This window comes from Cryobacterium sp. PAMC25264 (assembly GCF_019443325.1).
In the GTDB taxonomy this organism is placed as follows: Bacteria; Actinomycetota; Actinomycetes; order Actinomycetales; family Microbacteriaceae; genus Cryobacterium.
Genome location: NZ_CP080383.1, coordinates 1,516,400 through 1,529,228, shown reverse-complemented (window position 1 = coordinate 1,529,228; position 12,829 = coordinate 1,516,400). Strand labels below are relative to the sequence as shown.

Annotated in this window: 7 protein-coding genes; 4 read left to right on the top strand and 3 right to left on the bottom strand. The window is 61.4% G+C overall.

Translation table 11 applies throughout. The features are described 5' to 3' along the window. Positions 1–5: 5 nt before the first annotated feature. Both KY500_RS06995 and KY500_RS06990 read right to left on the bottom strand, forming a co-directional pair. Complete coding sequence (locus KY500_RS06995; protein ID WP_219902891.1) at positions 6–1,172, bottom strand: hypothetical protein; 1,167 nt, start codon at positions 1,170–1,172, stop codon at positions 6–8. 919 nt (positions 1,173–2,091) lie between these two features. Then, positions 2,092–2,322 (bottom strand): DUF2188 domain-containing protein, encoded by a 231-nt coding sequence (locus KY500_RS06990; protein WP_219902890.1) that lies wholly within the window; start codon positions 2,320–2,322, stop codon positions 2,092–2,094. A 722-nt stretch (positions 2,323–3,044) separates the two neighbouring features. On the opposite strand from KY500_RS06990, the gene KY500_RS06985 reads away from it, so the two are divergent. Next, the gene (locus KY500_RS06985; protein WP_370626903.1) at positions 3,045–7,952 is read left to right on the top strand and encodes a DEAD/DEAH box helicase; all 4,908 of its coding nucleotides are present in this window, start codon (positions 3,045–3,047) and stop codon (positions 7,950–7,952) included. Positions 7,953–8,275: 323 nt separating this feature from the next. Beyond that, positions 8,276–8,722, top strand: coding sequence for a hypothetical protein (locus KY500_RS06980; protein WP_219902889.1), 447 nt, complete (start codon positions 8,276–8,278; stop codon positions 8,720–8,722). 342 nt (positions 8,723–9,064) lie between these two features. Here the strand turns inward: KY500_RS06980 and KY500_RS06975 are convergent, their stop codons facing one another. Continuing rightward, entirely contained in the window at positions 9,065–9,490 is a 426-nt protein-coding gene (locus tag KY500_RS06975) for a hypothetical protein (protein ID WP_219902888.1), read from the bottom strand. Between the two features lie 131 nt (positions 9,491–9,621). Here KY500_RS06975 and KY500_RS06970 point away from each other — a divergent pair, with 131 nt between their 5' ends. Continuing rightward, the gene (locus tag KY500_RS06970) at positions 9,622–10,806 is read left to right on the top strand and encodes a hypothetical protein (RefSeq protein WP_219902887.1); all 1,185 of its coding nucleotides are present in this window, start codon (positions 9,622–9,624) and stop codon (positions 10,804–10,806) included. Positions 10,807–11,039: 233 nt separating this feature from the next. Further along, complete coding sequence (locus tag KY500_RS06965; RefSeq protein WP_219902886.1) at positions 11,040–12,743, top strand: hypothetical protein; 1,704 nt, start codon at positions 11,040–11,042, stop codon at positions 12,741–12,743. The last annotated feature ends 86 nt before the right edge of the window (positions 12,744–12,829 follow it).

Sequence of the window (12,829 nt, the reverse complement as noted above, 5' to 3'; positions counted from 1 at the left end):
GTCGTTCACCGGAGCGCCGCTCTCAGTTCGTGCAGCTCGCTCGGTTTGATCCGGTTGAGGCAGACGACGCGGCAGAACTCCCGCTCCGTCAGCTTCCGCGCGTCGACAGCGGCGAGTAGACGAGAGGTGAGCTCCCGGCCGCTGTACTTCCGAATCGCGTTGACAGGCTTGGGTGAGCGAGGCTGAGGTTTTGTACGGTTCCGGTACTCCGCCGCGAGCTCTCTTAGGTTTTCCCGTGTGACTTCAGCGGTCATCAGGCCGAGTCGCATCGCTCGAACGGCCATCGCGCTCGGAGTCACCTGGAAAGAGTCCGCCGCCGCCTTGATTTCTTCAAGGGTGTTAAGGCGTGCGAGCTTGACCTCGTCGGCCGGCATGAGGATCTCGCCGACGATGTCATACTCCCTGCCCGCTTGCGGCGCGGTGCTGCTTGCGTCGTAAGTGACCGGGGCGAAGATCCCGCGTCCAACGAGCACTGCCATTAGGACCAGGGTGAAGATCTGACGCCCGATGGGTTCCTGATCGTCGCCATGATCGCCCCCTGCAAGAAAGATGTAGGGCACCTTCGAGTCGCGGACAGTCATACCGCTGAATTTCACCTGTAGCAACTGCGGCATAAAGCCCCGAACGCTGCGAGAGACCAAGACCTGATTCGACTCGAGTCGCTCGATGATCAAGTCGAGAGCGATTGCCTTAGTGCGTGCGCCGCGGATCACCGCCAAATCGAGTCCAAGAGCATCAAGTAGGGCCTTCGCCTCCTCTTTCGGAGTGCGCCCCTCACGTCGGAGGAGGCCTGCGATCGGGTTCTTGACGAGACTCGGGTCATGTTTTCTCACCAGCGCTTGCTTGCGGAGGAGATCCTTCACAATCAGCTCCACGTCCCGCAGCTCGACACTCGTGCGAGAGCTCACAGTGAAGGTCCCGGGTGCCACGCCCTGCAGGAGCTTCTCCGTCTTCGCGCCAAGCTGCGCGTGCACAAGCTCCAGCGGCGCGAAGAAGAGCGGATACGGAATCTCTGCCTTGCGGGCGAGCTCGACCAGATCCGAGAAGGATATTTCTGATGTCTCCAACGCGCGAAGGAACGGGACACGCCCATTCACTACCGAGTTCCCCAAGAGGCTCGCGAAGACGTCTTTGACTATGGCCGTCCTACCACCGTCGAGCAGCACGTCCATGCTCTCTGCCTCCACGTCACGCATTAGCGCTGTACGAGGAGCCGCAATGCACTGCACCGACTCGTCCTACAACGTGGTGAGAGCGCTGCAGGCGGTGATTGCTGCTGGCAGTGACGCCCCGAGCCGTGATGAGCGCTGGTCGGATACTCCGCATTGATTTCCCCCAAGGAATGTGTGCTCAGCGTACTGCGGTGGAACGGCCTGGCCCGCAGCGGTTCGCTGTACCCATTCGGATGTAGGCAGGACCCTACTCTCCGTGGCGGACAACGTGAGCAGCACAAGTGGCCCCCTGGCATATGCGCCGTTATCGGTCACCAGATCCGGTCACCGCTTGCCCAGTCCAGGGAGGCCGCCACCAACGGTTCTGACGCTCTCGCCGGATGACACGGGGTACTCGCGGGCGTGTGAAACTCGCGAGGTCGAGAGCTTCGGGGTTGGAAGCTCGTCCTGCTCCGCCGGGAGTAAGACCAACTGGAGCGAAAGACCGATCCTCCCGAGATATGAGGCGGATGAAATGCACACCTCAGTGGAATCCGGCAGGTTGTGAGAGTACACGATGCCGGTCTTGAGATTGCTTCTAGTCATTCGCCCGCAGTCGCGGCATTCGTACGCTGTGCTGATTTCGTACTGGGGCACCTGGGCGCGATCGCCTGAACTCGGACACGACATCTCCCCGTTGTAGTGCGAAACGACGACGGTGTTGTCCAGCGCGACCGCTTGTCCGCACAAGGGGCAGATTAGCTCCAGCCAAGAACTGGACAGGTCTCTCACGGGTTACCTTCCTAAGCTGTCGAGGACGCTCGAGCCCAAATCCGTCGAAGACGGGTAAAGCCTTCATCATTGTTGGCGTACGACAAGCGCAGCATAGTCACTCCGGCGCCGAGACCGCCGGCTGAAATGCGGCTCCAAACTGGACTGGCTAGCCCTTGGACCCACGCGGATCGCTGCCAGGGGCGATGGTGTCCTGCTGCCGAATCGTGCCATCGAGAGCGCGGACTTGAAGCTCGCCACCTCCAGAACCCGCGAGAATGTCGCGCGCGCGGCTGATGCCTGCGGCTTGCGTGGGCACGATTGCGCTCGCACGGTCGGCGCCGGGAGTTCGGACTTCCCAGTCCCCGTCGTCACGGCGCTGCACGACTCTCTTGTTCATCTAATGCTGCTTTCCTCAAGTGTGTATTCCGCAAGGGGCCTTTCAGCCGCTCGCGGATGCGCCAGTGCGCACCCATCAATCTACTGACGCAGTGCAGTACGCCGCTGTCCCCAGTGCGGGCCGGCCAGCGTGACTCGTTGTGTCCCGACCGCATCGGATACGCCGAAACGGCCAGCGAGACGGAGAAGTGGGGGACTAATTGCGCAGACTTACCCGGGAACGGTGCGAACGACCCGCAACCATAAGGGATGGCGACCCGACGTGGGCGAGCCAACCGTCTGGGCTCGCCCATCGAGAATCGTCTGTTCCCCGAGGGCGAGAACGACGCAGCCCGCACGCCCCGTCCCTAAAACGACCTGCGCTCGTGACGCACTCTGGTTGGGAGTTGCCGTCCACCGCTTCGGTCATCGTTCCTCCGCGGAGCTGACGCGGGCGGGCGACCTCAGAACGGTGATCGCTGCTGCGAGGCAAGATCGTGCGAGATGGAACCGGTAGTCGGCTGGCAGATCCGGCAATCCGCCCAGAAGAGATCCGTCTCCCGCCGTTTGAGCCGGCGCACCCAGGCGCTCGACTAATTCCAGGACTAATGCGGCAGATGCCCACAGGTCCTTCTCTGTCGTCGTCCAACCGGCTTGCGCGCGGGACTCGTGGGGGAGTTGGCGTATGTGTGTGATGCCCTGTCCTAGTCTGGGAGCAGGCCCGCAAGGCCTCCGGGGGTTCGCGTGCGCGAACGCGATATGGAGCAGTTGATGATGACGACAATTCACGATCTTCTTGACGAATACGCGCTGATGGCGCGCGATACACGCGAGAAGGGGCTTCTGCTTGAGCGTCTTGCACGGGCCTACCTGACGACGGATCCGGTGTGGACGGCACGGTTTGAGGACGTGTGGCTGTGGCAGGACTGGCCTGGCCGCAACGGCAAGCCCGACACCGGCATCGACCTCGTCGCCAAGGAACGCTACGGCGACGGAGTGTGCGCGATCCAGTGCAAGTTCTATGCGCCCACACACTCCATCGACAAGGGCGACATCGACTCGTTCTTCACAGCCTCCGGAAAGTACCCTTTCACCAGCCGGCTGGTCATTTCAACGACGGACAAGTGGTCCAAGCATGCTGAAGATGCTCTAGTCGGCCAGCACGTCGCCACAGCCCGGATCGGCGTGGACGAGCTCGCCCAATCCGACGTCGACTGGTCAAAATACTCCCTCGCCAAACCAGACGACCTGGCCCCGCCAACATCGAAGCACCTACGCCCACACCAGGAGCAGGCCGTCGCCGACGTGATTAAGGGGTTCAAGGACTCTCCCCGCGGCAAGCTGATCATGGCCTGCGGCACCGGCAAGACCTTCACAAGCCTTCGAGCAGCGGAAGCAATCGCCGGCCCCGGCGGTTCCGTGCTCTTCCTGGTTCCCTCGATCGCGTTGCTCTCCCAGACGTTGAAGGAGTGGGCTGCGGAACGACAGATGCCGTTGCGCGCGTTCGCGATCTGCTCCGACTCCAAAGTTGGTAAGTATGCCGAGGACTATTCCGTCTCGGATCTGGCTTACCCGGCGACAACCAGCACAGAGCAGCTCCTCGGCGAGGTCGCGAAGGCGGAGACCCTCGACGGGCTCACCGTGTACTTCTCTACCTATCAGTCGATTGATGTGGTTGCCAAAGCGCAAGCTGCTGGTCTGGGCGAGTTCGACCTCGTCGTCTGCGACGAGGCACACCGAACGGCCGGCTTCACGCTGGCCGCGGGCAAAGAATCCGTATTCCTCCGTGTGCACGACGACAACGCGATCAAAACCAAAAAGCGCCTCTACATGACCGCGACACCGAAGATCTACGGTGAGGCCGTCCGCTCCAAAGCATCAGAGAAGAACGCCGTCCTGGTGAGCATGGACGACGAGGCCGCTTTCGGGGCGACGTTCCACCGGTTGGGCTTCGGCGAGGCCGTCGAGCGAGACCTCCTCTCCGACTACCGGGTGCTGGTGCTCGCCGTCGACGAAGAAACCATCGGTGCCGGGTTCCAGGAGTCCTTCGCCGCTGACGGCGAACTCAACATCCCGGACGCGGCCCGGATCGTGGGCATCTACAACGGCCTGGCCAAGCGCGGTGTCAAAGGACTCGGCCCCGATGCCGCAGACCGGGCGCCTCTGCGCCGGGCCGTCGCGTTCTCCCGTTCCATCAAGGACAGCCAAAAAGTCAGGTCCATGCTCAACGGCTACGACGGCCACCTGACCATTCCGCACGGCGTAGCCTTCCCCTCTGAAGCCGAACAGAACAACAACCACGAGATCGCCGGCACCCCGCGGCTGCGGCTGGAAGCCCAGCACGTCGACGGCACCATGAACGTCATGATCCGCAACGAAATGCTCGACTGGCTCAAAGCAGAAACCGATCCCGAAGACAACGTTTGCCGCATCCTCACCAACGCACGCTGCCTGAGCGAAGGCGTGGACGTTCCCGCGCTAGACGCCGTCATCTTTCTCAACTCCCGCGACAGCCAAGTCGATGTCGTCCAGAGCGTCGGCCGCGTCATGCGCAAGGTCGACGGCAAGGACTACGGGTACATCATCCTTCCCATCGCCGTGTCGGCCGACAAAACCCCCGAGCAGGCACTGAACGACAACACTAAGTACAAAGTCGTCTGGGATGTGCTGCGCGCCCTGCGCGCCCACGACGAACGCTTCGAAGCCAAGATCGAACAACTCGACCTCAACGGGCGCAGCGACCCCCAGCTCCAATTCATCGACTCACGAGAACCCTGGAACCCTGACGCAGAACCTGGCTCCGAGACATCCAAGACACCGGACAGCACGGCGGTGGCGATGGATTGGTCATCGATCGGCGCCGACTGGCGCGAAGCGATGTATGCAAAGATCGTTGAAAAGGTCGGCGAACGCGACTACTGGGAAAACTGGGCTCGGGACATCTCCGACATCGCACGGCGGCAAAGAATCCGCATCACCAGCCTCGTGCTGGGATCCCACGGACACCTCCGCGCCGACTTCACCGAATTCGTCGGCGGCTTACAGGACAATCTCAACCCCTCGATCAGCGAGGCAGACGCGATCGAGATGCTTTCCCAGCACCTGATCACCGGCCCCGTATTCGACGCGCTCTTCAGCGACTACTTTTTCAGCGCGAACAACCCGGTCTCCCAGGTCATGCAACGTATGGTCGACGCTCTCGAAGGCAGCAACCTACAAACCGAAACCGACGAACTCGAACCGTTCTACGCGAGCGTCCGGCGCAGCGTCAAAGGCATCACCGATGCCGCCGGCAAGCAGACCACCATCAAGCGGCTCTACGAAAAGTTCTTCTCTGGTGCCTTCAAGGACACCCACGAACGCCTCGGTATCGTCTACACCCCGAACGAGATCGTTGACTTCATCCTCAGAAGTGCTGACGATGTCCTCCGTGCCGAGTTCGGCGCCACGCTCTCCGACAAGGGCGTGCACGTGCTCGACCCCTTCACGGGCACCGGAACCTTCATCGTCAGGCTCCTGCAGTCTGGACTGATTAAACCCGCCGACCTCGTACGCAAATACCGGTACGAGCTGCACGCAAGCGAAATCGTGCTGCTCGCTTACTACGTCGCCGCCGTAAATATCGAAGAGACCTTCCACGGACTCGTCCAAGACACCGGCGGTGCGCACGCCGATAGCTACGGAGTCGAGGGCTACGAACCGTTCCCCGGTATCGTCCTCACAGACACCTTCCAATCCTCCGAAGATGACGACCGGTACGACGACCACGGTATTTTCGGCGACAATAACGACCGCGTCAAGGCTCAGAATGCTCTCGACATCCGTGTCATCGTCGGAAACCCGCCCTACTCCGCCGGCCAAGACAGCGCCAACGACAACAACCAGAACCTCAAATACCCGTTCCTGGATGCACGGATTGCCGCTACCTACGCCGCCCAATCCACCGCACAAAATAAGAACAGCCTCTACGACTCCTACATTCGCGCTATCCGTTGGGCCAGCGACCGTGTCAAAGACCGCGGCGTCGTCGCCTTCGTTTCCAACGGAGGCTACCTCGACGGCAACACCGCTGACGGCCTCCGAAAGAGCTTGGCCGAGGAGTTCAGCTCGCTTTATATATTGAATCTCCGCGGAAATCAAAGAACATCTGGGGAACAATCTCGCCGCGAGGGCGGGAAGGTATTCGGCTCCGGAAGTCGGGCCACGGTGGCGATCTCCGTCTTCGTGAAGAACCCGGACTCCCTAGAGCACGGCAGGCTCCTCTACCGAGACATCGGGGACTACCTCACACGCGATCAGAAACTCGCCCTCGTTACCGAATACGGCAGCATCACCGGCGTCCCGTGGGGCACACTCACCCCCAACACTGCGGGCGACTGGCTAAATCAACGCGATGACACCTTCGCGGGTTTCACGCCGATCGGTGATCGCGATACTCCGAGCGCTGCAGTGTTTTCCGCGTATTCGCGCGGGCTTGCATCCGCGAGAGACGCCTGGGTCTACAACTCGTCACGCACCGCCGTCATTGAGAATGTTGATCGCATGGTCGAGTTCTATAACGAGCAGGTCGAAGCCTCCCACGCGGCCACTGATGGAGCCGTCTCTAACGACTCAACCAGAATCGCTTGGGGCGGTGGGCTCCGCCAGCAAGCTGAGCGTGGCTCGCGTATTGAGTTACCGCTTCCCCCCGTAGTCGCCGTCTACCGCCCGTTCTTCAAGCAACACGTCGTCTTCGATTCGCGGCTCAATGAACGTCGCTACCAACTCCCGAAGATGTTCCCCACGGCGGAACAGCCCAACGTGGGTTTCTACTACGTTGGCATGGGATCGGCGGTTCCGTTTTCGGTTCTGATGATTGACTCGATCCCTGACCTTCATGTCACTGGCGCAGGAAGCGGCGGACAGTACTTCGCTCGCTATACGTACGAACCGCGTGCGGGCGAGTCTGAACTCGATATCTTTGGCGACGCTGAGCCCTTTACCCGCCTGGACAACATCACGGACGAGGTTCACGCCGAGTATCAGGAGCTGTACGGCGCTCACATCGGAATGGATGTAACCAAGGACGACGTCTTCTACTTTGTCTACGGCCTCCTGCACTCCCCGGACTATCGGACGACCTACGCCGCGGACCTCAAGAAGATGCTGCCGCGCATCCCGAAGCTCGCAGAGCCCTCTGACTTCTGGGACTTTGCCAAGGCGGGCGCCAAGCTGGCCGACCTGCACCTGCGCTACGAAGAGGCTGCGCTATACCCGCTAGATATCGAAAGAGATCCTGACGCCAGCAAGCGTGTAGAGAAGATGCGCTTCGGCGGCAAGGCAGGTGCTTGGGACAAGTCCACGATCCGATATAGCGATGGGATCACCGTCCGCGGTGTCCCCGACGAGGCGCACGAGTACATGCTCGGCTCTCGGTCGGCGATTGAATGGATCATCGAGCGCTACCGGGTGAAGACCGACAAAGACAGCGGGATCGTCAACGACCCGAACGACTGGGCTACCGAGCACGACGACCCCGACTACATCCTGGATCTCCTCGGTCGAATTGTGACGGTCAGTGTAGAGACCGTCGCAATCGTGAAGGCACTACCGTCGCTGCGAGTTCGAGACGAACTGCTATCAGCCACCGGTGCCCCACACAGCGCTTCATGAACCTCAGGCTCGATAGTGGGCGAATCACGCTAACGGAGGACGTCGTCCGTGAGCGATTGAGAGGGCGCTCTCCTGGCAATATAAGTGTCCATTGGGTTGACGTCGAGGGTGTGTGCTGGCCAGTCGTGGAGGCATTCGCGCTCTCGACGGGAATGGATCGGACTCTCTTTAGGTCCGGGGCGGCACGACGGCACTTCCGGGACCTCGGCTTCGCACTAGGGACCACCGCGGGCGGCGCCAAACCAGCGAGACGGGCGAGCCTACCTGTAGGGCCGAAATTCGACCCGTCGAGCGCCCCGGTACTCGATACAATCACGATGTCCTTGAGCCTCACCTGGCGGCTCGCCGGTGCTGTCGCCGTTGATTCGGCCGGGTATCCCACGTTTCCGATCCTGCCGGATTGCCCGGGGATATACCGCTTCGACTTTGGGATCGAGTCGGGGCATCGAACGCTGTACATCGGCGAAGCGAAGAACCTCAGCAAGCGAACCGGGCAGTACAGAGCCGCCAAGCGCGACAGATCCCACGCGCTAACGAGCCGGCGGCTTCACCTGCGGATGATCGAGCACCTTCTCGGAGGGGGAACAATTACGATGGCCGTAACGACCGAGGTGACGTTGGGCGATGGGTCCTCCGCGAACCTGAACCGCAAATCAGGGCGCCTCCTCGGCGAGAGCGCCGCCGCCGTCCTCGCTCACCGCGAGCCCGAGATACTCCTGCTGAATAAGGACGATGAACTGGGCATCCCAGAACCGTTCGAGCGCCTCTAGCGACACTCGACGTACCGGCTAACGGTCAGAGGGCTAACGTTGCCCGTGATGCGCCTTGTACTGCACTTGGCTGGCGCTCAGTGGGACTGTTCGCAGCCCGCGGCTGTGTGTAGTCGACCTTGTCGGTAGCCCAGCGCCTAGGTTCGTCAGTCTCGCCAAATCAGGAGTGCATTCCTGCACGCACTCAACGAGGGCGTGGCGGTGGATAGTCTCGCTGAACCCATTCCACATCTGCAGGGAACCCCGATGGCAATTACGGTGTTGCGGCCGCCGAAGTTCCTTAGGCGAGGCAGCTATGCCGCCCACGCTGCTCTCATTCCGGTGTCTAGGGAACGAATCATGTTAGTAGTCGTCGTCCCGCGCCGATCCACCGGTAGTCGCCGAACCGTCAGTGCGGGCATCGTTTGCGCCTGTGACAGCACCCATCGTGTCGGCGATGTAGGTTGCGAGCCCGGGAATCTGATCCACCCAGTACATGAGGTCGGTGAGGGTCATCATGGTCTCGCCGCGGTTGATGCGTTGGAAGCGGCCATAGTTCAGGCCCAGGGGGAGCTCCGTGGCTTCGCAGTAGGCCTTGAGATCGGTGTCTTGGTCCAGGAGGTACTCGCGGATCCGGTTGGTGATTGCGTGCTGCAACTCAGCCGCGGCCTGCTGAGGACTCTCGATCGCACCGGACGTGAGGCGCGAGCTGGAGCGGCCAAACTTCTTATGGGAGGCGGCGGACCGCGGCTCAAACACCGCGCCGCCGGGTTTAGGAGGCCTGGGCACGAGTTCAGCATACCCAATATCGACCGGTCCAGAGGCTAGCCGAGGCATGAGCACATTTATGCACCATTCATGCAGGAAATGCACCACTGCATCGGCAGGGAAGCTATCGATCGCCGCACACGCACATATGCATGACCCCCACCACGCTCCCTTCTGCTGCACGTTCCCTCGAGAAATGTGCGGCCCATGCCGGCTCACCGATTTCTGCTCAGTCAAGAAAGCGCCGAGCCACGCTGCCGACGCCGACGGGCGTGTCGTACGACAGCGCAGCGCGGGTGCTTCGTTTTGGGTCTGCGGTTGATGATCCGGGGTTGGCGGCTGCCAGGATGACGTTGCGGGGCGGTGAGGCCAATGCGGAGGCTCGTGTCGCGATGGCGGCGGCGCGTGCTGCGTTGACCGCTCTGAGTGCTCAAAAGATGGCCGATTACGTGCCGGACTTGCCCGCCGAGCAGCTGGATGCAATCCGCCCATTTGTCGAGGATGCGGTGGCTCTAGCTTTGCCACAGACCAAATACTCAGTCGAAGCGCTGCTCGGACCTAGCATTCACTTCGCGTATTGGGCGGTCTTCGTCGTCGGTGCCGACCTGGACGCGACGATCATCTTCAACCGGGAACTGATCGAGCACTACGTGCGCGAAAATTTGCCGGAGTTGTCGGAGGGCACCAGGCGTAATTATCGCGCCTGGCTGTTTCGCGTGGCGGAGGCAGTGAACCCGGAAGCAAACCCGCGCAATCCGATGCCGCTGAACGAGCGCACCCTAGAAAGCCCATACGACGATAACGAGCTCGTGGCACTGGATCGCTGGGCTGCAGGGCAACGCACTGCCTACATGCGACGTGGTGCCAGCACCCTGATTTCGCTCGGCGCCGGCGCCGGCCTCACCACTGCCGAGATTGCTTCGCTCCGACGAGAGTCCGTAAGCGTGAGCCCCGATCGCGTGGTCACCATCACGGTCACAAACGATGGTCGCGCCCGCAGCATTACCCTTAGGGCGCGCTACGAGAAGAGCCTTGCCAAAACCATCCTGGACCTGCCCAGCGCAGCGTTCGTGTTCCTGCCCAATCGAACAAGCACTGAAACGAACGTCGTAAGTGCGTTTGTAAGTCGCACCTCGCGGCCCACCGGCACCCCGACGGTTCGCGTGCGCCGGCTACGCAACACCTGGCTGGTGCAACAGATGACGGATCGCGTTGACGTCTTCACGTTGATGGAGGCGGCAGGCCTGCAATCACTGGAATCCATTTCACGCCTGGCAAGCTACGTGCCACGGCCGAGCGACGAAGCACGAGCCTCGCAGCTTCGGGGCAAGAAATGACACGCCCCACGGACGCTAGCCAGCGCGAACTCGCCGAGAATTGGATGGTCACCACCTTCGGACACCGCATGGGCGATTACCTCAGCGAGTCTCGCACAGAGCCCATTGGACTCGCCGTCACCGAAGTTGACCGGGTCCTCAGGGCCGCCCGCACCAGACACGTCCTTACTGCCTGGCGAGCCGAAGACTCACTCTCGGCTGCTGGCCGGAAACCGATTCTGGACGAGACAGCTGTGTTGAGCTTGATCCTGCTGCAAATCCGGATTGGGCGCCCAACGTTGATCACAGAGCTAACCCGAACCCTGTTGCAGCTCAGCCCGTGGCAACGCACAGTGCTCCACCTCACCCACGATGGCATGGACGACCGCGTCTATGAACGCATCTGGTCTGCCCTACAACGACTCATCGCACTCGTCGATGAGTTCCCGGGCCGGCGCGATAAAGTCCTGACAGAAGGCGAGTACCGACGAGTCAAAGCCAAGCGCGACCCCGCAGACTGCGCTGTCCGTCGCACCAGGATGTGGCAACTGGCCAACGACCTCGTCCACGGATCCTGGCTCCTTCTCCCCAAGGAACTTCGTGACCGGTCCGACGGAAACCACGCCATCGACGCCACTTTCGTCCCGCTCCAGGGAAAAGTCGGAAATCCCTCCTCCCGAAACCTCGAGGGGAACCGGCGCACCGCCAACCCCGACGGCGGGTTCTACCGACGCGAGGGCAGCCACGGCGCCGTTACTCACGCAGACGCTCGGGCCTTCAAGAAGACCGACTCAACGCGGAAACAGAAAGGCCGCTCTGTCGAGAAACTCTTGTGGGGCGTCGAGATAGAAATCGCACGGCTGACACCCAACCAGCCTGGTGACGTCGATCAGTTCCCATTGCTGTCCACCGCCCTCGGCTTCCACATCCCCGGCGCAATCATTGGGGAGGGGCTGAACCTCCTAACCGCTTTGGCCGAGCGAGACCGCAGGATTAACTTCGTCATCATGGACCGCGCCTACTCCGGTGCGAAGTACGCAGAGTTTCAGGTGCCAGCGCGCAAGCTCGGGGCCAAACTCGTCTGCGACTACAAGGACACGGACCTTGGTGTGAAAGCACACGATCCGCGCGGCTTCATCCAGGTATCGGGCACCTGGTATCTCGACAACCTCCCGGAGGTTCTTCGCAACGCCGACAAGACCGTGCAAGAGGTTCGGAAGACGCACGGCGAAAACGCGGCGAAACTAGCGAAAGCCGAAGCGGCTCACACTAAGGACGAGGGCAAGCTCCGTGGAGCCCTACGCAGCCCTCACTTTGGCGATCCAGAATCTGGAACCGATGAGAACCCTACCCTGGCGATTGAGGACGCCCGTAAAAAATACGGAAACAGTTCGCGCGTGCTGCACCAGGCGGAAACGCTCTATGCCAAACAGTTAGGGCGGCGTGAACTTTACAGGCTCAAGGCAAAGGGGCGCATGAATTCTGCCGGCACCCGCCGATACACGATTCCCACGGAAGCTCCGGGCTATGCCTCATGGAAGCTAAAGCCCAAGGCCCAGCAAGGTCAAAGTGTTCTCATGGAACTCCCGACAGCTCAGGACGATGACCCCAATGCTGGCGGCCTTAAGCACGAGCAGTACTACCCGTACGGCGACGAGCAGTGGCGGACCACCTACAGCATGCGAAACGGCGTCGAATCTGCGAACCGCAATTTGAAGCGAAGCCAGTATGAAGACATCGCCAACCCCGACAAACGCGCCGTTCGCGGCAACACTTTCACCTACATCGTCGTCGCACTCGCCTCGGTCGTCGAAAACATGCGGCAAATGCTGAGCTTCTACAAACGCAAGCTCTCCACGAAGCCAGTGACCCCGAAGAACCGCGAACTCCCCGGCACTTTCTGGCAGAGCGCCGGCGCCGCACCCATCAGCACGACGGAGCTCCAGCCGCCAGGCTAGTAGACCTGAACACACGACACCCCCGCGTACCTGCAGCACAAGGCCATTCGGCGTACCTGAAAATCCCAGGTGCGCCATTTTGGGTT

Excerpts from the sequence above, each read along its gene's own strand:
- KY500_RS06995 (WP_219902891.1), bottom strand. The coding sequence starts at position 1,172 with ATGGACGTGCTGCTCGACGGTGGTAGGACGGCCATAGTCAAAGACGTC.
- KY500_RS06970 (WP_219902887.1), top strand. The coding sequence starts at position 9,622 with ATGACCCCCACCACGCTCCCTTCTGCTGCACGTTCCCTCGAGAAATGT.
- KY500_RS06990 (WP_219902890.1), bottom strand. The coding sequence starts at position 2,322 with ATGAACAAGAGAGTCGTGCAGCGCCGTGACGACGGGGACTGGGAAGTC.